The sequence below is a fragment of the Streptomyces turgidiscabies Car8 genome (assembly GCF_000331005.1).
Lineage (GTDB): Bacteria > Actinomycetota > Actinomycetes > Streptomycetales > Streptomycetaceae > Streptomyces > Streptomyces turgidiscabies.
Map to the genome: position 1 here is coordinate 23,595 of NZ_AEJB01000515.1, position 22,709 is coordinate 46,303.

Genomic DNA, 22,709 nt, shown 5'->3' on the forward strand with positions numbered 1-22,709 from the left:
CGCAGGGTACAAGGTCACCATGGACTGGCTGAAGAAGCTCCCCGGCGTCGGACCGATCGTCGTCCGTCTGACCGCCACACACGTATGGCGGTCGTACGAGCGCCTCGACCGGGTGAAGTGGTCGCGTCTCGCCGCGGCGATGACCTTCATCAGCTTCGTCGCACTGTTCCCGCTGCTCACCGTGGCCGCCGCGATCGCCGCCGCCACGCTCAGCACCAGTCGGCAGAACGAGCTGCAGGACAAGCTCTCCGAGCAGGTGCCCGGCATCTCCGAGCAGCTGGACATCGACGGTCTCGTCCAGAACGCCGGCACGATCGGGGTGATCGCCGGCGCCGTGCTGCTGTTCACCGGCATCGGCTGGGTCGGCTCGATGCGGGAGTGTCTGCGGGCGGTGTGGGAGGTGCCCGAGGACGAGGGGAACCCCGTCCTGCGCAAGGTCAAGGACACCGGTGTGCTGGTCGGGCTCGGCGGGGCCGTCCTCGTCACGATCGCCGCGTCCGCCGTCGCCTCGGCGGCGGTCGGCTGGGCGGCACGGGGGCTCGGCATCGACGAGGCCGGCTGGGGTGCGGTGCTGCTGCGCCTCGCCGCGTTCGCCGTCGCCGTATGCGCGGACTTCCTGCTCCTCCTGTACGTCCTCACCCTGCTGCCCGGGGTGGAGCCGACCCGGCGTCGGCTGGTCGTCGCCGCGCTGATGGGCGCGGCGGGGTTCGAGCTGCTGAAGCTGCTGCTGAGCGGCTATATGCAGGGCGTGGCGGCGAAGAGTATGTACGGCGCGTTCGGCGTCCCTGTGGCTCTGCTGCTGTGGATCAACCTGACGTCGAAGCTGGTGCTGTTCTGCGCGTCGTGGACGGCGACGGGTGGGTCCGGGGCGCCTGAGGAGGCTGAGTCGCCCGCGCCCCCAGCCCGTCCGGCGTTTGAGGACGAGCGCGTTCAGCGCGAAGGGGGTCCGGGCGGCGGAGCCTAACGCTGGCGGCGTCGTACCAGTTCCGGCAGGGGCCAGCGGCGGTTGATCAGGAACGCGCCGCCCGCCAGCAGTACCAGCACACCCCCGGCGATCCCGAGCGCGACGCCCATCCCGCGCCCGTCGGAGCCGGACGCGGTGGACGCGTTCGCGACCGGTGACGCGGAGGAGCCGCCCGTGGCGGAACCGTCGCCGGAGCCGCCCCCCGCCTCTCCTGAGTCGTCGCCGGAGTTCGCGGGCGTGGTCGCCCCCGTCGCACCCTTGGGCGCCACCAGCTCGCCCACCGGCTGCACCTTTCCGGCGGCCCGGAAGCCCCAGTCGAGCAGCTGGGCGGTCTCCTTGTAGACCTCGTTGTGCTCGGACTTCTCCGGGTTCATGACGGTGACCAGCAGCACCTTGCCACCCCGCTCGGCGACCCCCGTGAAGGTCGCGCCCGCGTTGGTGGTGTTGCCGTTCTTCACCCCCGCGATGCCCTGGTACACGGAGATGTCCGAGTCACCGGCGAGCAGCCGGTTGGTGTTCTGGATCTCGAAGGACCCGCGGACCAGCTTGCCCTTCTTGTTCTTCTTCGTCTCGCCCGGGAACTTGGCCGAAACCGTCGAGCAGTACTCGCGGAAGTCCTTCTTCTGCAGCCCCGAACGCGCGAACAGCGTCAGGTCGTACGCCGACGACACCTGCCCCTTCTCGTCGTAGCCGTCCGGGCTGACCACGTTCGTGTCGAGGGCCTGGAGCTCCTCGGCGTGCTCGTTCATCTCCTTGACGGTGGCCTCGACGCCACCGTTCATGTGGGACAGCACGTGCACCGCGTCGTTGCCGGAGCGCAGGAAGACACCGAGCCACAGGTCGTGGACCGTGTACGTCTCCTTCTCCTTTATGCCGACCATGCTGGACCCGGCGCCGACGTCCGCCAGATCGGTGGGCGCGACCTTGTGCTTCAGCGTCCTCGGGAACTTGGGCAGCACGGTGTCGGCGAACAGCATCTTCAGCGTGCTGGCCGGGGGCAGCCGCCAGTGCGCGTTGTGGGAGGCGAGCACATCCCCGGACTCGGCGTCCGAGACGATCCAGGAGCGGGCGCTGATGTCCTTGGGGATCACCGGCACGCCGTCTGAGAGGTTCACCTGCGTCCCGGCCAGGCCGAGCCGCGCCCCGCCCACGCTCGACATCCTCGCCGGGGGAGTCACCGAGGGCGTGGCACTCGGCGTGGGCTTGGGAGCCGCGAACGCCGGTACGGGCGCGATCAGCGCGGCGGACAACAGGGTGGCGGAGGTGACCAGCAAGGAGCGCTTGGCGGTCTTTTTCGAGGCGGACACGAACGAGAACGTACATGTACCGGCCCGGGAAGTCGTACCGCCCTGCCCACCCCGGCCGAAGGACCCGGAGGACGGCGGCGATACTGGCCTCATGAAGCTCAGCCGCCCCGTCTCCTGGTTCCTGCTCGCCTTCGGGGTGTGGAGCTGGGTCATCTGGGTCACTTTCATCAAGAATCTGGTCAAGGACGGCAGCGGGCTCGCGTTCGACGACGCGGGCACCCCGACGGCGTACTTCTGGGTGCATCTGGTGCTCGCGGTCGTCTCCTTCGTATTGGGGACGGTCGTCGGGGGCATCGGGTTGCGCGGGCTTCGCGCTTTGCGCCAGACCTCATAGCGCGAGACCCACCCCTGACAACGCGAGACACACCCGCGACAACGGGTGCCACACCCGCAACAACGGGAGACACACCCGCATGGTCATCGTCTTTCTCCTCGCCGGGCTCGCGGCCCTCGCCGCTCTTGTCGGCCTGCACTGGTACGTCTGGCGCCGTCTGGTGCGCGACACGACAGCTGGCCCCGGACCCGCCCGCCGGGCCGGCACGGTGGTGTTCGTCGCGCTGCCCGTCATGATGGTCGCGGCCCTGGCCGCCGAGCGCGGCGGCGCGCCCTTCTGGCTCCAGCGCACACTGGCCTGGCCGGGCTTCCTGTGGCTCGCCCTGTTCATGTATCTGGGGCTGGCCCTGATCGCGGGCGAGTTCGTACGGCCACTGCTGCGCCGCTTCCTGGAGCGGCGCGGGGCGGCCCGGGCTCCCGTACCGCCCCTGCAGCTCCGGAAGACGGAGACCGTACCGGCGGGTGCTCCCGAGACCCCGGAGGCCGCCAAGGGGGCCCCCGACACCCCCGACACGGCGGGCACCATCCCCGGCACCTCCGACTCACCCCGTCTCCTCGCCGCCCCCTCCCGGCGTCTCTTCGTCTCCCGGGTGGTCGCCGGTTCGGCCGCCGCCGTGGCCGCCGGGACCGTCGGCTACGGCACGTACGGCGTCCTGCGCGGCCCCCGCGTGAAGCGCGTCACCGTGCCGCTGGCCAAACTCCCGCGCGGCGCCCACGGGTTCAGGATCGCCGTCGTCAGCGACATCCACCTCGGGCCCGTCCTCGGCCGGGGTTTCGCGCAGAAGGTCGTCGACACGATCAACTCGACGCAGCCCGATCTGATCGCCGTCGTCGGTGACCTGGTCGACGGCAGCGTCAAGGACCTCGGCCCGGCCGCCGCCCCTCTCGCCGGGCTCCGGGCACGGCACGGGGCGTTCTTCGTGACCGGGAACCACGAGTACTTCTCCGGCGCCGAACAGTGGGTCGAGGAGGTACGGCGGCTCGGTCTGCGCCCGCTGGAGAACGCCCGCGTCGAACTGCCCGCCTTCGACCTCGCCGGTGTCAACGACATCGCCGGGGAGAGCGAGGGCCAGGGCCCCGACTTCACCAAGGCGCTCGGTGACCGGGACACCTCACGGGCGAGCGTGCTGCTGGCCCACCAGCCGGTGCAGATCCACGACGCCGTCGAACACGGCGTGGACCTCCAGCTCTCCGGCCACACCCATGGCGGCCAGCTGTGGCCCGGCAACTTCGTCGCCGACCTCGCCAACCCCACCCTCGCGGGGCTGGAACGGTACGGCGACACGCAGTTGTACGTCTCCCGGGGCGCCGGCGCCTGGGGCCCGCCCACGCGAGTGGGGGCGCCGTCGGACATCACGGTCGTGGAACTGGCGTCCGGACATGCCTGATCACACCCAGTGAAGATCACGGGTCGATAAAGCTTCGCGGTCGCCGGAACCTCCGGCGCGACCCGTGAGTCCGGGGTCCGCTCGTCGGGCTCGGGTCCGAGGTGTCCCATTTGTCGAATTAGTCCCACAGGGAACACTCAACGGAGGGTCATCTTCCGTGTGGCCGAAACTTGTTGATCGAATTCAAGTCAAGGCTATTGAGGAGGATCTGAGGATCACTGTGGGCTACGAGTGGTGAAGCCATGGAGAACTCTTTACACATCCCTGCTTTGATCAGCCCCGCTCAGGACGCAAGAGGTGTCGGGGCGCGATCACAGGAGTGTGCATGGGACTCAAGGGAAGACGTGTCTTCCCTGCCTCACGGGGGCGGGACAGAACAACCGGGACATCGCTGCGGCGGACCGCGCTGGCGGTGGCGGCCGTGCTCGCGGCCGAAGCCGCACTGGTGTCGCTGAGCTCGGGCCAGGCCTTCGCGGCCGCCGACTCCGGCACCGCGAAGGTGACGTCGACGGCCGCCAAGTCGGCCAAGTCGGCTGCGTCGACGGCCGATTCGACTGCGGCGGCGCTGCTGATGGCCCGTCTGCAGGGCCGGAAGATCGAGGTGCTGTCGGAGCGTTCGGCGTCGTCGACGACGTACGCGCTGCCGAACGGGCAGTTGCAGACGTCGACGTACGCGGCGCCGATCCGGCAGAAGGTGGACGGCACCTGGCGCGACATCGACACCTCGCTGTCGGACGCGGGGGCGTCGCTGGAGCCCGACGTGGCGGCGGCGGACATCGCGGTCTCCGACGGCGGGGACACCGCGCTCGCGTCGGTGACCAAGGGCGCGCGGTCGTTCGGGATGGGCTGGGAGTCGAAGCTTCCGACGCCGTCCGTGAAGGACGACACCGCCTCCTACGCACTCCGTGACGGCGAGAGGCTGACGGTCACCGCGCTGTCGCAGGGCTTCAGCCAGAACGTGATCCTGGACAAGGCGCCCACCGGTCCGCTGGAGTACCGGATACCCATGCGGCTCAAGGGACTTGAGCTGTCGGTGGCCGAATCCGGTCACCTGCTCCTGAAGGACAAGGCCGGAAAGCTGGTCGCGGAGGCGCCCGCGCCCATGATGTGGGACTCCTCCAAGGACCGCAGGTCCGGCGAGTCGAAGCATCAGGCCAGGGTCGCCACGAAGGTCGAGACGGCCGAGGACGGGGCACAGACCCTCGTTCTCACCCCGGACGCCGGCTACTTCACGAAGAACAAGCTGACGTACCCCGTCACCGTCGACCCGACCTCCACCCTCGCGGTGACCACGGACACCTGGGTGGCCACCAACTACACCGACTCGCAGGTCTCCTCGGAGGAGCTGAAGTCGGGTTCGTACGACGCGGGGACCACCAAGGCCCGCTCGTACATGAAGTTCGATGTCGCCCCGTTCAAGGGCAAGCACATCACCGACACGAACCTCGCCCTGTACTCGTACTACTCCTCGACCTGTGACACCACCGGCGCGGGCACCGAGGTACGGCGGATCACCGGGACCTGGACGTCGGCCGACATCACCTGGGCCGCCCAGCCCGCCACCACCGCCACCGGCGCCGCCACCAACAAGGCGGCGCTCGGCTACAGCACCAGCTGCCCGGCCGGCACGGTCAACTTCGACATCGACGCCATCGTGCAGGCGTGGGCGGACGGTGCCACCAACCAGGGCGTGCGGATCGCAGGCGCCTCGGAGACCGACTCCACCACCTGGCGCCGCTACCGCTCCGCCAACTACGTCTCCGGCGACGGCTCCACCGAGCCCCACCTGACGGTGACCTACAACTCGTACCCGGCGGTGCCCAGTTCGACGGCCGTCGCGCCCTCGCAGGTCAACGCCTACAACGGCAAGCGGTACGTCACCTCGCTCACCCCGACCATCTCGTCGAAGGTGACCGACCCGGACGGCTCCAACTCCCAGGCGCAGTACGAGATCACGGCCGACCCGGCGTACGCGGACACGACGTACGCGTACACGGCGTACGGCAAGACGGTGGCCTCGGGCAGCACCTCGACCCTCGCGATCCCGACGGCGTCCGCGTTCCCGGCCGGCAGCCATCTGCGTTACCGGGCCCGCGCCTACGACGGCACCGACTTCGGATCGTGGTCGGGCTACACGACGTTCGTGCTGAACACGGCCAAGCCGGCCGCGCCGACCGTCACCTGCGACACGTACACGCAGAACGGCTGGACCGCGAAGGCCTCCGCCGCCGTGAACTGCACCCTCGCCACCGCCGCCACCGACGGGGCCGGCTTCCAGTGGGGCCTGGACGACGCGTCCCTGCCGAACAAGAAGCTCGACACCACCAACGGCACCGGCGGCGACACGCAGACCGTCAGCATCAACCCGGCCAACGGCTGGCACACGCTGTACGCGCGCACCATCGACTCCGGCGGCAACCTGTCGACAGCGACTACCGCCTACTCGTTCGGAGTCGGCGCCGACGGGGCCGCGATCCTCTCCCCGTTGGACGGTGACACCACCGCCCGCCGGCTGACCCTCGCCGCCAAGGGCCTCACCACCTACACCGGGGTGACCTGGCAGTACCGGCGCGGCGAGACCGACACCTGGCACACCGTGCCCGTCGGTGACGTGACCGCCGCCGGCGCGGCCGTGTCCGCCTGGCCGGTCGCCGTCACCAGCGGCACCGCCACCAAGCTGGTCTGGAACACCGTCAACTCGCTGTCCGAGGACGGCGTCATCCAGCTGCGGGCCGCCTTCACCAACGGCACCACCACCGGCTACTCGCAGACCACCGACGTCACCCTGGACCGGGACGCGGGCACCGCCCCCACCGCCCAGGTCGGCCCCGGCGAGGTCAACGAGCTCACCGGTGACTACACCCTCTCGGCCACCGACGCCTCCGCCTTCTCCGCGAGCGTGGGCCGTACGTACTCCTCGCGCGCCAACGACACAGACATCGAGGGCCAGGCCCAGGTCTTCGGTCCCGGCTGGACCCCGTCCGTGGGCGCCGAAGGCAGCGGCTTCACCCAGCTCCGCAAGACATCCGGCACATCCGTCGAGCTGCTCTCCGCGGACGGCAGCGCGATCGCCTTCACCGCGACCAGCGGTGGCGGCTGGAAGCCGCAGACCGGGGCCGAGTCCCTGACCCTGACCGGCAGCCTCAGCGGATCCGCGTTCACGCTCACCGACACGAGCGCGAACGTGACCGTGTTCGCCAAGGCCGCCGATGCCTCCCCGACGTGGACGCTGTCCTCCAGCGCGACCGCGGTGGACGACTCCAAGGTCGTCACCGTCTCGGAGCCCGTGACGGTCAACGGCAAGACGCTGGCCCGTCCCAAATACGTGATCTCGCCGACCAGCGCGGTCACCGCGGCCACCTGCCAGGCCACCCCGGCCACCAAGGGCTGCCGCGTCCTGGAGTACGTCTACGCGACGGCCACCACCGCCACCGCCGGCGCGCTCGGCAACTACGCGGGCCAGGTCGCGTCGGTCAACCTGTGGGCCACCACCCCCGACGCCTCCGCTTCCACGGCCGAGACGATCGCCTCCTACGCGTACAACGCCTCCGGCCAGCTGCGCCAGGTGTGGGACCCGCGGATCAGTCCCGCGGTGAAGATGCAGTACACCTACGACTCCGACGGCCGCATCCAGACCCTCACCGAGCCGGGGGAGCTGCCCTGGACCCTTGCGTACGGCAAGGCCGGCTCCGCGCTGACCTCGGGCACGGGCATGCTGCTCAACGCCTCACGCCCGGCGCTCGCCCAGGGCTCCGCCAGCACCACCTCCGGCACAGCGGCCACCACCGTCGTCTACGACGTACCGCTCACCGGCGCCAAGGCCCCGCACGCGATGGACACCACCGCGGTCGCCACCTGGGCGCAGGACGTGGCGCCGACGGACGCGACGGCGATCTTCCCCGCCGACTCCGTCCCAGCCTCCAGCACAGGCAACGACCTGACCGCGGACCAGTACGCCCGGGCCACGATCACGTACATCGGTGTCGGCGGCGAGGAGACCAACATCGCCGGTCCCGGCGGTGCGATCACCACGGCGGAACACGACGAATACGGCAACGTCGTCAGCGAACTGACGGCTGCCAACCGAGAACTCGCCCTCGGCGGCGCCGACGCGCTGACGTCCCAGGGCCTGAGCGGGCTGAGCGACCTGTCGACCGCGGAGCGGGCCGAGCAACTCGCCACCACCTCGACGTATTCGGCGGACGGGCAGCACCTCACCGACGAGTACGGTCCGCTGCACCAGGTCGCCCTCGCCAAGGAACTCACCGGTTCCACCAGCGAGTCCACCCTGGCGGCCGGGACGGTCGTGCCGGCCCGGGAACACACGACCTACGCCTACGACGAGAACCGGCCGAGCGACGCGGCGGTCTCCGACCTGGTCACCTCGACCGTCACCGGCGCCTCGATCACCGGCTACGGATCCGACGCCGACACGGTCACCTCGACCACCACGTACGACTGGTCGACAGGCAGAACGAAGGCCACCGCAGGCGGCGACACCACCAGCACCGTGACGACGTACGACGACGCGGGGCGGGTGGCGACGACCCGACCCGCAGGGGCCACGGGCTCCGACGCCGCCACGCTGAACTACACGTACTACACCGCTGACGGGTCCGGCACCTGCGGCGCCCGTCGCGAGTGGGCAGGCATGCTGTGCAGGACCGCGCCGGCGGCCTCCATCACCGGCGGCGGAAGCAATCCCACCGAAGCCGTCACCACGGTCTACACGTACGACCGTCGGGGCAACATGGTCCAGACGGTGGAGACCGCCAACAGCGTGACCCGCACCGTCTCGCGCACCTCGGACACCGCCGGACGCATCGTCGCGGGCTCGGTCTCCGGCGGTCTGGGCACGTCGGTCGGCACATCCACCGTGACCTACGACCCAGCCAGCGGACGGATCGCCACGCAGTCCGCCAACGGCCAGACCATCGCGTACACCTTTGACGCCCTCGGCCGCCAGATCTCGTACGCCGACGGCGCGGGCAACACCAGGACCACGGCCTACGACATCCTCGACCGGGTGGTGAAGACCACCGACTCGGCCCCGTCCAACGTGAGTTACACCTACGACGCGGCGGGCAACACCAAGACCCTGACCGACTCGGTCGCGGGAACCTTCACCGGCACCTACGACGCGGACGGCACTCTGACCGCCGAGACGCTGCCCGGGAACTACAAGCTCGCCATCACCACGGATCCCTCCGGTGACGTGACGACCCGCGAGTACACCGACTCCGCCAACAACACCGTTCTGTCGGACTCGGCCGACACCACGGTCCACGGGAGGCAGGTCACCCACGCCCAGACCGCAGGCGGCACGATCCGGACGGAGACGTCCTACGACACACTCGGACGCCTGGTCACGGCCGGGGACCAGTCGGCCACCGGCTGCACGACCCGGTCCTACGCCTTCGACGCGAGCAGCAACCGAACATCCCTGACCTCCTCCTCGGACGACTGCGACAGCAGCACCGACGACAGGACCAGCCAGACCAGTTCCTATGTGTACGACAGCGCGAGCCGCCTGATCGCGGACGGCACGTCGTACGACGCCTTCGGGCGCACCACGGTGACCGGTACGACGAGCCTGTCGTACTACAACAATGATCTCGTCCGCGCGGAGACCGTCGGCACCGAACGCAAGACGTGGTCGCTTGACGCGGCGTCACGAACCGCCGTGGCCACCGACGCGAGCCGGACCACCGACGGCACCTGGACCGACGGAACCGTCACCACCAACCACTACGGCGACGCCTCGGACAACCCTGCCTGGATCAAGCGGTCCGACGGCACCGTCAGACGCTACGTGTCCGATCCTCTGGGGCAACTCGCCGCTGTCACCACGGCGAACGGCGGCACCACCCTGCAGATGCTCAACCTGCACGGGGACGTCTCCGTCACGCTGGCCCTCGACACGGCGGCCGCGACCGTCAGCCACTACGACGAGTACGGCAAGAGCGCCGGCGCCAGTGCACAGTCCTCGGCCTATGGCTGGCTCGGCGGTATGCAGCGCTCCGCCGACACCGTGAGCGGCATGACCCTCATGGGTGTCCGCCTCTACTCGTCGGAGACCGGACGCTTCCTGAGCACGGACCCGGTGACCGGCGGAAGCTGCTCCGGCTACGACTACGCGTGCGCCGACCCGGTCAACAAGTCCGACCTCTCGGGCGCGATGACCGCCGGCTGCAAGACCTTCAACAAGAGCTACAAGGTCTACGAGGGCGGCGTGAAGATCCAGATCGCCACCATCGCCATGCACGTCCAGGTCTGTGTCAGAAGCAACGGAACCATCAAGAGTTCGAGGGGCTCCTCCGAGGACGACATGAACGGAGCGGCCTCGGTCCTCGGCTGGTCACTCAACCTCAATTCGCCGTACGAAAGCTCCAGCGGGGGCTTCTACACGAACTGGAGGGCCAACGGTAAGGGCCAGGTCTGCCTGGCCAAGATCACTCCGGTCTGCGGCTTCCAGGAACGCTTCAAAATGACCATGCACTACGGTGTGAAGTACGGCCCTGTCGGCGGCTGGTTCAAGCCGTCGTGGGGAGCGAAGTGCACCAACAGCAACTGTGGATTCCGGTTCAAGTAGCCAAGACCGCACACGCCCAGTAGTTCACCAGCCACGCGGGAATCCAGGAGTGAAGATGCGGACCCGACAGTTCGGGGGAATTCTGGCACTCGCCGTCTTCTTGGCGGCGTGCGCGATCGGCTACACCCTCAATGACGGCACTCCCAGCATCGCCTGGGGAGTGTCGGGGGCGGTTGCCGGAATCCTGCTCGCCCTGCTGATACGGCGTATCAGGGGGAAGTAGATCCAACCGGGAGGCCGTCACCGACCACCGGCGAACCACCACTGCCGGCTCCGCGCACCCCGCGGAGCCGGCAGTCGGCGTTGGTCCACGGCCGCGTGGATCCGTACGCCGACCCAGGGAGCCGGCGTACGGAAAGGTCTCCCGGATCTGGCCGAAGCCGTACGGTCCCAGCTTGAAACGCCTTGACAGCGGGGCGAGTTGGGCGATTGCGGGCACACTGGAGCGCCAGGTGCCGACGGCCCCGGCCGAGCAGCGGCCGGGTCTGAAATCCACCGGCAACAGATCGTCGGTAACGTCTTTCCCATCTCGCAGGAAGTCCCTTCCCCACACGAAACACCTGTGCTTAGGTGATCACCGCCACAGGCGAGTCGCCGTGGCAGGGGGCCTGGGGAGGGCACACACCGATGCGCTCGGTACGCGTACGGATTCTCGCGGCGCTGCTCGTTGTGACAGCCGCGGGCGCGGTCGCCTGGCAGCTCATGCCGTCGCGGACCGACCACGGCAGGACGATCACCGTCGGCACCACCGACGCCGTGACCTCCCTCGACCCGGCCGGCGCCTACGACGCCGGCTCCTGGGCCCTGTTCAGCAACGTCTTCCAGACCCTGCTGACCTACCGGGCGGACGGCACGGCCCCCATCGAGGACGCGGCGAAGAGCTGTGACTTCAAGGGCTCCGACCTGCGCACCTACGTCTGTGTCCTGCGCGACGACCTCACCTTTCCGAGCGGCCGGAAGATGACCGCCGAGGACGTGAAGTTCTCCTTCGACCGCGTCAAGCGCATCAACTCCGACGTCGGCCCCGCCTCCCTGCTCGGCACCCTCGCCTCGGTCGACGCCAGGAACCTGACGGTCACCTTCCACCTCAACTCGCCCGACGCCACCTTCCCGTTCAAGGTGGCCACCGGAGCCGGTGCGATCGTCGACCACGAGCGTTACCCCAAGAACGGCCTGCGCACCGACAACGGCGCCGACGGCACCGGACCGTACGTCCTCGAGACGTATACGAACGAGAAGCAGGCGCTCCTCGAACCCAACGACCGCTACAAGGGCGCCGTGAAGAGCATCGGCCGCCCCATCCGCCTGCGCTACTACGCCGATCCGCCGGCGCTCGACAAGGCGTGGAAGGCCAAGGCGATCGACGTCGCCACCCGTCAGCTGCCGCCCGCCGTCCTCGCCGGCCTCTCGCCCAGCGACCCCGGCCGGCAGGTCATCGAGAACGACAGCGCCGAGACCCGCAACCTCGTCCTCAACCTCCGCGCGGACTCCCCCCTCCACGACCCGTCCGTCCGCCGCGCCCTGGCCTGGCTGGTCAACCGGGAGGAACTCGCCGCCACGGTCTACAAGGGGACGGCCGAGCCCCTCTACTCCCTCATCCCGGCAGGCCTCACCGGCCACACCACCTCGTTCTTCGACGACTACCCCGAGCCCAGCGTCACCCAGGCCCGCGACCTGCTCACCGAGGCAGGCGTGAAGCTCCCCGTCCGCTTCACCTACGGCTACGCCAAGGGGCGCGGCGCCGCCGCCGAGGAGGCGACCCTCCTCAAGACCCAGTTGGAGAAGGGCGGCCTGTTCGACGTCACCGTCAGGGGCTACGAGTGGACCGACTACCAGAAGCGGTACGCGGCAGGGAAGTTGGACGCCTACGCCGTCGGCTGGGTCGCCGACTTCCCCGACCCGGACACCTTCACCGGCCCGCTGGTCGGCACCGGCAACAGCATGAAGAACGAGTACAGCAACAAGAAGGTGGACCGGCTGATCCTGGACAGCCGCCGGTACGCGGACCGTGACCGTGCCGCCCAGGACTTCCGCGCGCTCCAGCAACTGATCGCCCTGGACGTGCCCGTGATCCCGCTGTGGCAGCGCAAGGAGTACACGGTCAGCAGCGAGGACGTCAGCGGCGGCCAGTACCTCTCGGACGGCACCGGGGTGTTCCGCCTCTGGAGCCTCGACTGGATCTGACGCGGACCGTCCGACCCTGACTAAGTGGCGCTGGGCGGGTACCCGACGCGGCACCAGGTAGGGCGAAGGTGCTGCGGACGGGGTGAGAAGCGGACGTGTTGAGGCGCGACTCCTTCCGGCTTCCCCGTCACCCCTCGTCCGTCGCGCTCGCCCGGCGCCGGGTACGCGACCATCTGGCCGGCTGGGGACACAGCGCGGACGGCCCCGCGCTGGCGGACGCCGTCCTGCTCGTCTCCGAACTGGCGAGCAACGTCGTACGCCACGGCCCCCTCGCGGAACCGGAGTTCGAGGTCGCCCGTCACCGCACTCTCCGACGGCTCCTGCCTCATCGAGGTCTCCGACGAGAGCACGACGGCACCCAGACTCCGCCCGGTGGGGGACTGGGAGGAACACGGCCGGGGCCTCCACCTGGTCGAGAACATCGCGGCGGCGTGGGGAGTACGGAACAGGGGGAGACACGGCAAGACGGTATGGGCGCTGATCACGGCGCCGGTCGGGTGACGCCGCCTGAGGCGCCCCTACTTGGCCGACTCGCCTTTCCTGCCAGCTGTTCCTTCATCCTGCTCCGGTACGGGAAGGGCGTTGGTCATCCCCGGCAGGAAGTCGCTGAACAGGTCGTGGACCTCTCGGACCAGCGGGCGCAGCACCCGGAAACGGGCCAGGGTCACTCCGCGCGCGGTGAGGCGGGCGCCGCGCCCGGCGAGCCGGTAGGTGCGCTCACGGCCCTCCGTACGGTCGTAGATCCAGTACATGACCATGCCCATCTGGGACAGCCACATCAACTCGGGCAGGATGTCCCGGAGTTCCTCCGGAACCTTGGCCTTCGACCCGGCGAGCACCTCCCGGTGCACCTCGATGGCCTGCGTGCGCGCGTGTTCCGACTCGGGGGAGAAGGGGCTGAGCGGACTGTTCGGGTCGGCGGCGGTCTTGAAGAACTGCACGGCGAACTCGTGGTAGGGCGCGGCGACATCGAGCCAGGCCCGGTGCACCCCGGCGAGCCGGGCCTCCAGGTCGGTCTCCCGGTCCAGGACCTCCCGCGCGACCACCTGGTAGTCGCGGGCGAGCTGGTCGTAGAAGCCCTGGATCAGATGCTCCTTGCCGGCGAAGTAGTAGTACGCGTTGCCGACGGAGACGCCGGCCTCCTGAGCGATGGCCCGCATGGTCGTCTTCTCGTACCCGCGCTCCTTGAACAGCCGCATGGCCGTGTCCAGGATCAGCGCACGGGTCTGCTCACTCTTGGCGGGAGTACGAGCGGAGGGCTCGGCGGACTCGGGCGACTCGGGGCTGTCTTTCGCTGCTGGCACGGCACGAGCCTAACCAGTGGAGCAGGTGCCGCTGTCACAGCCGGGCGGCCTGTGGACCCACCCGAACCGCGGGTCGTACGACCACCCGTCCGCCTGCCGGTACACCGGGCGCCCACTCCTGCCGGTGCCCCACTGGCTGCCGCGCCACTTGGCGGCGGCGAGCACGGCACCCTTGGCCAGCCGGGCCCCGGCCGGGGTGGCGAACCGATGGGCGAGCGGCCGGTACTCACGCAACGCCCACAGCACGACGACCCAGGCACCGGTGCCGCGATAGACCTGCCCGGAGTCCCCGACGACGGTGATGTCGTCGAGGGTGGCGGCGTGATCGAGGCCGGGGAAGAGCTCCCGAGCCCGCGGCGAACCAGCCGGAACCATGTCCAGCGGCACCAACTGCGGCTGCCGTACGAGCCAGCCGCGCACGAAGGTGCACAGGCCGCAGTCGGCGTCGTACAGGACGGTGAGCCGGCGGACCGGGACGCCCCCCGTGGCATCCCGGTCCGCTCGGGCGATGGTGTCCCCCGACCCCACCGCGTTCATGTGGCTCATCGCGCTCACGCCCCGGTCGTGGGGGCGACCCAGCCCTGCGGCGCGACGGGCGGCACCTGCTCCCGCTCCATACACCGCGCCGACGGATCTTGCTGAGCACGAACACGTTGGCGAGATGCATGACACCGAGCACCAGCAGCACGACCCCGAGCTTGGTCGAGAGCGCCTCGAACACCTCCCGGGTGGTGCCGATGTCCCCGTCCCCGCTCAGATAGAGGGCGACGAACCCGAGGTTGACGAGATAGAAGCCGACGACGAGCAGATGGTTGACGGCATCGGCGAGCTTCTCGTTCCCCCGCAGCACATCGGCGATGAAGACCCGCCCATTGCTGCTGAGGGTGCGCGCCACCCAGACGGTCAACCCGATGCTGACCAGCAGGTAGACGACGTATGCGACGACTGTGAGGTCCATGTCTTCGTCCTTGTCCCCGTACTCCTTGAACGACTTGAACGCGTTCAAAAGTGCTTACGGGGAAGACTGTAGACCTATTTTTGAACACGTTCAAGCGGTAACTGGGCTGAGCTGGCAGCGTTGTTCCGAGGACGTGGCGCTGCCTGAAGAAGTCGAAGGGGGAGAGGGTGTGAGCGCGCGAGACGAGCGGGAAGGGCAGGAGGAGCAGGAAGAGAGGGAAGGGTGGGAAGACTGGTTCGACGCGGAACCGCCGTACCGGTGGCCGATCCCGCCCCCGGAGGGCTGGACGGCGGACGATCTCGACCGCGTTCCCGACCTCCCACGGCGCACGGAGCTGCTCGACGGAGTCCTCGTCTTCGTGAGCCCGCAGACGCGCTTCCACGCCCGCACGCTGCGCCTGCTTGAGCGGACCCTCCTGGAGCGGGCACCGCCCGGGCTGGATGTCGTACGGCAGATGACCGTGAAGCTGGACGCCCGCAACCGCCCCGAACCGGACGTCATAGTCGTACCGGAATCCGCGAACACCGGCCCGGACCAGACCTGGTACGAACCGGAGGGCGTCGCCCTTGCCGTCGAAGTCGTCGCCGCCGACACGCTGGAACGCGACCGCGAGGTCAAGCCCCGCAAGTACGCGGCGGCAGGAGTCCCGCACTTCTGGCGGGTCGAGCCGGACGCAGAGGAGGGCCTGCCGGTTGTGTACGTCTACGAGCGCGACCCGGCCACGAAGACGTACGCGCTCACCGGCGTCTTCCGCGACCGCCTGAAGGTCGCGGTGCCGTACGGGATCGAGATCGACCTGACGGCGGTCAACCGCCGGCCGGGCTCATGAACGTGCCAGCTCCGGCCGCTTCGTGTAGTCCGTGAACCCGATGACGTTGCCCCACGGATCGGCGATCTCGACGGTCCAGCCCGTGGCCACGGAGAGCGGGGCGTCGAGCGGGGTGATCCCGGCCGCGGACATGGCACGGAACGCGGCCTTGGCGTCCGGCACCTCCAGCCAGATCCGGGGCGAAGCCCACGGCGGCGACCGGTGCCCGAGCGCCTCCTCGACACGCAGCAAGAGACCAGGGGTCTCGGCGCCCACCTTCAACACGGCGATCCCGGCCTCGTCGAGCCGAGCGTTGACACCGAACCCGGCCCGCTCGTAGAAGTCGACCGCCTCCCCGAGATCCCCGACAGGCAGCAGCACGTTGTCGAACCCGAGCAGCTCGTACGACTCGTCATCTGACATGGCGTCAGGGTAAGGGGATGGTCGGCGGAATCGGGGGAGGCGTGTGAGGCGAACGGGGGGCGGTGGCCGGGCGGTGGTCAGGGTGCGCTGACCAGGATGTGCTTGCTGATCAGGCAGCCCGCTTCTACTGCCCGGCGTCGAGGATCTCCGCCACATCGAGGGTGACCTTGGCGCCGACGGAGTCGGGGAGGGCGACGAGTTCACCGGGGGCGTGGACACGGTGGGTGGCATACGTGCTGCCCTCGGGGTGGGTGAGCACGTGGAGGCGCTGGTGCTTGCGGTCGACGACGACGTAGACGGGCACCCTGGCGTCGGCGTACGCGGCGACCTTGGTCTGCAGGTCGGCCTTCCAGTTGCTGGAGGTGACTTCCAGGACGAGGCGGAAACAGACCGGGTCGTAACAGCCGCTTTCGACATGGCGGTCCCGGTAGTCGCCGTCCACCACCGAGAGGTCGGGGATCGCGTAGTCCTCGGCACCAGTCGGGAGCCACAGCCCGATCCCCTGGAGCACACGTGATTCCGTCCCGTGCAGTCCTGCTGTCAGAAAGGGCACAGTGAGACTGGTCAGGGCATCGGCGTGCGGGCCGTCCGGCGGCGGGGACGCAAGGATCAGGCCTCCGATGATCTCGACGCGGCAGCCCGGGTTACGCTCCATGAGACGGTTCGCCTCCGCGATCAACGACCGGTCTCCGTGGGGCCGCTCGACGGAAGCTGCGGCCATCGCGTGCCTCCTGGGGGCTGGTGTCGAGGCCATCATCGTAGGCCGGTCAGGACGTGGGTGTCCTGATCACATTTGGTCACCCGATCGTGTGGCCGACGCGCACGGGAGCCCCGTTTCCTGGGGAAACGGGGCCCGCCGGTGTCGTACGAGTGCGGCTGCTCAGCCCACAGCGATCCGGTTCTTCCAGTAGTCCCTCGCCGGGAGGATCTCGCGTCCGGAACCCGGGACCACCGTCGCCTTGCCGCCGGCGTAGAAGCGGACGGAGCCGTCCGCGCGGATGGCCCAGAGGTCGGGCACGCTGTCGCCGTTGACGTCCGGGGTGCCGAGCACATGGAGCATGCTGGCCCTGTCCCAGCCGGCGGGTGCGTATTCGGTGTCGGTGCCGCCGGACGAACCGCCGCCGCTGGCCAACGAGTTCATGTCGACTCCGCCGCCCGTGGCCGCGATGCCCTTGCGGAGCCGCAGCTTGGCCGTGGCGTCCTCGCGGAAGACGATGTCCGTCACACCGTCGCCACTGACGTCCTGAACGGTGACGAGGTCACGACCCTTCCAGCCGGAGGGCCAGAGCTGGGTCGCCTGGTCGATGGTGGCCCCGTTATAGCCGGTGAGGACCCACAGCTCGTCGCCGATGGTGGCGAAGAAGTCGGTCCGGCCGTCACCCGTGGCGTCGCCCGCGGACATGATCTGGGTGAGGACAGAGGGACTCGGCGCGCCGTCGGGCAGCAGGATCTCGACGCGCTTGTCGAAGTTGACGGCGCCGTACCCGTCCCCGGGGTACACCCACAGCCGCTGGCCCAGGCGCACGACGAGGTCCTGGAGGCCGTCTCCGCCGTAGATGTCACCGTTGTGCGTGATCAGGGCACCCTTGAAATGCTCATGTGCGTGTTGGTGGCTGTGGGTTCCCAGCCCGCTTCGGTCCTGCGGAGGCGCGCCGGCCACGGACAACGGCCGTAACAACGGCACGTGTTACCCGGTCCGCTGGTCCCCGGACGGTGACGAGAAGACCCCCGCGAAGGCGTGGTTCAACAAGTACGTCGTCGCCTCTGTCACGGAGCGGGACAAGGTCACCTCGCACGGCAAGGACATCCACACCGTCTACGAGTACACGGGCCCGGCCTGGTCCAAGTCGGACGACGAGTTCACCCGCCCGTCCCTGCAAACGTTCAGCGACTGGCGCGGCTACCGCGAGGTGGCAGTGACGAAGGGCAGCTCCGTATCCGGGGCGGACGCCCTGCAGGCCCAGTCGCACTCCGCCGCCCGCTACTTCCTCGGCGTCGGAGGACAGGTCAAGGACTCCACCAACACAGAGACCCTTCTCGCCGCCGACGATCCGCAGTACGCGGGTATGACGGCGGAGACGATCACCTACCTCGACTCCGGCAAAGCGGTCAAGAAGCGCACTCTGAACTACCCCTGGTCGAAGCAGACCGCCTCCCGCCCGAGGGAGGCCGAGGACGCCACGGATCTGGATCCGCTCCTCGCCCACCGCAGCGGAGTCAAGCGTACGGACGCGATCCAGACCGTCGACACGAGCTGGCGGGCGGTCCGCACCCTGACGTCGGTCGACGAAACGTACGGCCTACCGATCCACGTGGAGACCGCGGTGGTCAAGCCGAACGGCACCGGCGTGATCCTCTCCGACCAGACGTGCACGGTGACGACGTACGTCCACAACCCTGTGGCATGGCTGATCGGCCTGCCCAAGTCGCAGCGCAGCACGGGTACTTCATGCGCGGCGTACGGGACAGCGGACCCTGCGACCAAGCTCATCAAGTCGGTGCGCAACAGCTACGACGGCAGCACGGCCGGCATCGAGATCCCGTCGAGAGGCCTGGTCACGACAGTCACCGGTGTCGACGGCACCGGAACCTCGGACGTGGTCGCCGCGAGGACGACGTACGACGCATTGGGCCGCATTCTTACGGTCACGAAGCCGGGGGCGGGCACGACGAGGACGGAGTACACGCCTGATGACGCGCAGGGCGGCCCCGTCACCTCCGTGAAGGTGACCAACGCCAAGGGCCACGCCGTCACCACCACCTTCGACCCGGGCCGCAGCCTGGCGTTGACGGTCACCGACGCCAACAACCGCGTCACGCGCAACGATTACGACGCCCTCGGCCGCCTGGAGAAGGGCTGGTCCCCGTCCCGTTCGGCGGGCGGCAAGCCGGACGTGGTGATCGCCTACCAGTCGGCGATCGCCTCGAAGAGCGTGACCCTCCCGGCCGCCGTCACCACCAGCACACTCAAGGACGACGGCACCTACAGCAGGCAAGTCACCATCTACGACGGCCTGTTGCGCCAGGTGCAGACCCAGTCGGAGGCACACGGCCCCGGCCGCGTCGTCACCGACACGACATACGACGACCACGGCCTGGTGGACGAGCAGAAGGGCCCCTATCTGGCGCAGGGCGAGCCGGCCACCGCGCTCTTCCTCCCCAGGTCCGAGACCCTGGTCCCGAGCAAGGTCAAGTTCCTCTACGACGGCCTGGAGCGCCCCTACCGCGAGTCGACGTATCACGCGGGCGAGTTCAAGTACGCGACCTACACGAGTTATAGCGACACGAGCATGTACGTGAACCCGGCCGGTTCGACCGCCCCTCGGACACGCACGTACACCGATGCCCTCGGCCGTGTCACCTCGATCCTTCACTACAAGGACGCGTCCGCCACGGCCGTGGGTCGCACGACGACGTACACGTACGACGACCGCGGCTACCGCACAGAGGTCAAGGACCCGGCCGGGAACCTCTGGTCATACGAGTACGACGCCCGGGGCCGAGTGAAGTCGACCTCGGACCCGGACGTCGGCAGGACGGTCACCGGGTACGACGACGCGGACCGCGCGAACAAGGTGACGGACGCGGAGAACCGGACGACGTTCACGAAATATGACGAACTCGGCCGTGTGACCGCCGTCCGCGAGGGCTCGGAGACGGCCGCCCCGGTGAAGTCGTTCACGTACGACAGCCTGCCCGGCGCGCTGGGCCAGCCGGTCGCGTCGACCCGGAGCACGTCGCAGGGCGACTACATCAACCGCGTCACGGGCTACGACACCGAATACCGGCCCACGGGCACCGAGACGGTGATCCCGGCAGCGGGCCCGGCGGCCGCAGGCCTCTCGGGCACATACGCCTACGGATACACCTACACCCCGACCGGAAAGCCGCTGTCGGTGACGCTGCCGGCGATCGGCGGCCTGCCGAAGGAAAAGGTCGTCACCCGCTACAACAGCGACGGCCTGCCGGAATCGACATCCGGCCTGACCTGGTACACGGCGGACGTCACCTACTCCCCGTACGGCGAGCCGCTGCGCACGGTGTCTGGCTCACAGCCCTACCGCGTGTGGACGACGAACTTCATCGACCCGTCCACGGGCCGCCTCCAGCGCACGGTCACGGACCGCGAGACAGCGGACCCGCACCGGATCACGGACAGCTACTACTCCTACGACCAGTCCGGGATGATCACGTCCAACTCCCGCCAACTGACGGATGGTTCGGCCACTCCACCCTGGGACACCCAGTGCTTCACGTACGACGTGATGGGCGAACTGGTCAACGCCTGGACGTCGAACATCGCACCCGTCGACGGCAAGAGCTGCAAGGCGTCGAACGGTACGACATGGGGTTACCGCGCGAACTACGCGACCTCGTCGGGCCCGGTGGCGGACGCCCCGGACACGGCGTCGGACGCGACAACCCCGGACACGTCACTCCAGTCGACCCTGACGGCAACGGCTCCCGACGCCTCGACCGTCTCGACGGGCACGACGGCCTACCGCCAGTCGTTCACGTTCGACTGGCTCGGCAACCGAGCCACGATGACGGAACACGACCCGGCAGACGCGACGAAGAACGTCACGTTCAAGTACGGCTACGGCAACACGGCGGGCAAGCAGCCGCACACCCTCGCCTGGACCACCTCCAACCCGATGGGCCAGGGCAGCAGTTACCAGTACGACGCGGTGGGCAACACGAAGGTCCGCGACCTGTCGGCGACAACACAGTCCCTGAACTGGACGCAGGAGAACAAGCCCACCACGATCACGAACGACGGCACGACAACGACGTACGTCTACGACGCCACCGGCAACCGCCTCTTGGAGAACTCCCCGTCGGGCTCGACCCTCTACCTGGGCGAAACAGAGGTGACGACGGACGCGACCGGCAAAATCACCCGCGCATCCCGCGCCTACGCCCACCCGGGCGCCCCGACAGTCATCCGCTCGACGAGCAACGGCGCGACAACAGGCCACAAGCGCAACGTGATGCTGGCCGACCACCTGGGCACAGCCAACACGACGATCGACATCACGAACACCACCCAGCCGGTAACCCGCCGAGCCTTCAAGCCGTACGGCGAGCTGCGCGGCCCGAAACCGACAAGCTGGCCGGACAAGCGAAGCTACCTGGGCGTCGGAATCGACGACGCTGCTACTGGGCTTACGCATATCGGGGCTCGGGAGTACGACCAGAGTTCGGGACGGTTCCTGTCGGCGGATCCCGTTATCGACATCGCGGATCCGTTGCAGATGAACGGGTACGCGTACTCGAATAACAGTCCTGTCAGTAAGAGCGACCCGACCGGCTTGATGTTGAACGGCGATGGGATGGGTGGCGCGCCGTGCACCAAGCCTGGCGGGTGTGTGCGGGACGCCCCGGCCAAGAACAACCTCAAGGGAGGATGGGAGAGCGAAGGTGCGGGCCAGGCCGACTATGACCGGGACGGCTACATTTCCGTATATCCCACGGTCAATATCGAAGCCAAGTGGAATCGAGCCAACGACTACATTGATGCGTTTTACGAGGAAATAGACAGGCTGTGCACTTTCCGTGACGGCTGTGCTGATACGTCACTTCCTTATCACGTCGTCGACATAAATAACGTCAAGGGGAAAGCCTGCCTTGCGATAGGAGGGAACTGTCCTGCAGGATTGAGCTACGGCGCATCTGTTGCTATGGGTGCCCTGATTGCAGTAGCGGCAGATGGAGGGGAAGGCCCGGCAGGTGGAATCGCGTTCGGGGGAAATCGGAAGTCCAAAAAATCTTCCGATTGTAATCAGTGTTTCCTGGCCGGTACGGACGTCTTGTTGGCAGATGGAGCCTCGAAGGCTATCGAGGATATAGAAGTCGGCGATGAAGTGCTGGCGTCTGATCCCGAGACTGGGGAAACTGGCCCGCGCAAGGTGACCCGCCTGATCGTCACCGAGGACGACAAAAGCTTCAACGAGCTGTCCATTGCCGCGGATCGCGGTGTCGAGACACTCACGGCCACCCACGAGCACCCGTTCTGGGTCCCCGAGCTGGGCCAGTGGGTGGAGGCTCGCAACCTTGCAGCGGACATGCACCTGCGTAAGCCGGACGGCTCGACAGTCACGGTCATCGCAAACCGCCCCTTCTCGAAGCATGCTCGCACGTACAACCTGACGGTTGATGACCTTCACACGTACTATGTGCTGGCGGGGGCCACGCCGGTCCTGGTCCATAATTCGAATTGCGCGCCAGGGACGCTGCCGGGAACGCGGTTCGACGTCCCTGAGCAACCGGGCATCTATACCATTCACCTGAATGACGGAACGAAGTACGTAGGGAGCTCCACTTCAAGCATTAGAGAGCGAGTGAATAAGTCGATGCGGTCCAAGCATGCGGTCCGCAGGGCCGGATATGCGGCCGACGACGTGGTGAACGTCACCTACTTCACTCTGCCTAGCGGTACGAGCAAAAC

Annotated in this window: 12 protein-coding genes and 4 pseudogenes; 9 read left to right on the forward strand and 7 right to left on the reverse strand. The window is 68.4% G+C overall.

The genetic code is table 11. The features are described 5' to 3' along the window. The first annotated feature begins 19 nt into the window (after nt 1–19). A complete protein-coding gene (locus STRTUCAR8_RS37755; protein WP_006381579.1) occupies nt 20–964 on the forward strand; it encodes a YihY/virulence factor BrkB family protein in 945 nt (314 codons plus the stop codon). Here the strand turns inward: STRTUCAR8_RS37755 and STRTUCAR8_RS37760 are convergent. Continuing rightward, complete coding sequence (locus STRTUCAR8_RS37760; protein ID WP_044473564.1) at nt 961–2,271, reverse strand: D-alanyl-D-alanine carboxypeptidase family protein; 1,311 nt, start codon at nt 2,269–2,271, stop codon at nt 961–963. The genes STRTUCAR8_RS37755 and STRTUCAR8_RS37760 overlap by 4 nt on opposite strands. Before the next feature lie 91 nt (nt 2,272–2,362). Between STRTUCAR8_RS37760 and STRTUCAR8_RS37765 the strand changes: the two genes are divergently transcribed. The 6 genes and pseudogenes from STRTUCAR8_RS37765 (at nt 2,363) to STRTUCAR8_RS37785 (ending at nt 13,269) form a co-directional block, all read left to right on the forward strand. Next, entirely contained in the window at nt 2,363–2,605 is a 243-nt protein-coding gene (locus STRTUCAR8_RS37765) for an SCO4848 family membrane protein (RefSeq protein WP_044473570.1), read from the forward strand. Between the two features lie 79 nt (nt 2,606–2,684). Then, complete coding sequence (locus STRTUCAR8_RS37770) at nt 2,685–3,992, forward strand: metallophosphoesterase (protein ID WP_006381602.1); 1,308 nt, start codon at nt 2,685–2,687, stop codon at nt 3,990–3,992. A gap of 325 nt (nt 3,993–4,317) precedes the next feature. After that, nucleotides 4,318–10,584, forward strand: coding sequence for a DNRLRE domain-containing protein (locus tag STRTUCAR8_RS55265; protein WP_006381574.1), 6,267 nt, complete (start codon nt 4,318–4,320; stop codon nt 10,582–10,584). A 55-nt stretch (nt 10,585–10,639) separates the two neighbouring features. Then, complete coding sequence (locus STRTUCAR8_RS52965) at nt 10,640–10,807, forward strand: hypothetical protein (RefSeq protein WP_006381609.1); 168 nt, start codon at nt 10,640–10,642, stop codon at nt 10,805–10,807. Nucleotides 10,808–11,211: 404 nt separating this feature from the next. Continuing rightward, nucleotides 11,212–12,768 (forward strand): ABC transporter substrate-binding protein, encoded by a 1,557-nt coding sequence (locus STRTUCAR8_RS37780; RefSeq protein WP_006381601.1) that lies wholly within the window; start codon nt 11,212–11,214, stop codon nt 12,766–12,768. Nucleotides 12,769–12,863: 95 nt separating this feature from the next. Beyond that, nucleotides 12,864–13,269, forward strand: a pseudogene (locus tag STRTUCAR8_RS37785) (ATP-binding protein). A 17-nt stretch (nt 13,270–13,286) separates the two neighbouring features. Here the strand turns inward: STRTUCAR8_RS37785 and STRTUCAR8_RS37790 are convergent. The 3 genes and pseudogenes from STRTUCAR8_RS37790 to STRTUCAR8_RS54785 form a co-directional block, all read right to left on the reverse strand. Then, nucleotides 13,287–14,072, reverse strand: a complete 786-nt coding sequence (locus tag STRTUCAR8_RS37790) for a TetR family transcriptional regulator (protein ID WP_006381615.1) — start codon at nt 14,070–14,072, stop codon at nt 13,287–13,289. Between the two features lie 9 nt (nt 14,073–14,081). After that, nucleotides 14,082–14,609: a thiol-disulfide oxidoreductase DCC family protein gene (locus STRTUCAR8_RS37795; RefSeq protein WP_006381587.1), complete on the reverse strand. Its 528-nt coding sequence runs from the start codon at nt 14,607–14,609 to the stop codon at nt 14,082–14,084. Nucleotides 14,610–14,623: 14 nt separating this feature from the next. Then, nucleotides 14,624–15,030: pseudogene (locus STRTUCAR8_RS54785) on the reverse strand (hypothetical protein). Nucleotides 15,031–15,199: 169 nt separating this feature from the next. Between STRTUCAR8_RS54785 and STRTUCAR8_RS37805 the strand changes: the two are divergent. Further along, nucleotides 15,200–15,859, forward strand: coding sequence for a Uma2 family endonuclease (locus STRTUCAR8_RS37805; RefSeq protein WP_006381593.1), 660 nt, complete (start codon nt 15,200–15,202; stop codon nt 15,857–15,859). On the opposite strand, the gene STRTUCAR8_RS37810 is transcribed toward STRTUCAR8_RS37805, so the two are convergent. The 3 genes and pseudogenes from STRTUCAR8_RS37810 to STRTUCAR8_RS37820 all read right to left on the reverse strand — a co-directional run. Beyond that, nucleotides 15,854–16,261 (reverse strand): VOC family protein, encoded by a 408-nt coding sequence (locus tag STRTUCAR8_RS37810; RefSeq protein ID WP_006381582.1) that lies wholly within the window; start codon nt 16,259–16,261, stop codon nt 15,854–15,856. The genes STRTUCAR8_RS37805 and STRTUCAR8_RS37810 overlap by 6 nt on opposite strands. A 124-nt stretch (nt 16,262–16,385) precedes the next feature. Continuing rightward, nucleotides 16,386–16,982, reverse strand: coding sequence for a Uma2 family endonuclease (locus tag STRTUCAR8_RS37815; protein WP_006381605.1), 597 nt, complete (start codon nt 16,980–16,982; stop codon nt 16,386–16,388). Between the two features lie 159 nt (nt 16,983–17,141). Further along, nucleotides 17,142–17,855: pseudogene (locus tag STRTUCAR8_RS37820) on the reverse strand (DNRLRE domain-containing protein); the annotation flags it as partial. Between the two features lie 46 nt (nt 17,856–17,901). On the opposite strand from STRTUCAR8_RS37820, the pseudogene STRTUCAR8_RS37825 reads away from it, so the two are divergent. Beyond that, a pseudogene (locus STRTUCAR8_RS37825) lies at nt 17,902–22,483 on the forward strand (polymorphic toxin-type HINT domain-containing protein); the annotation flags it as partial. Nucleotides 22,484–22,709: the final 226 nt, after the last annotated feature.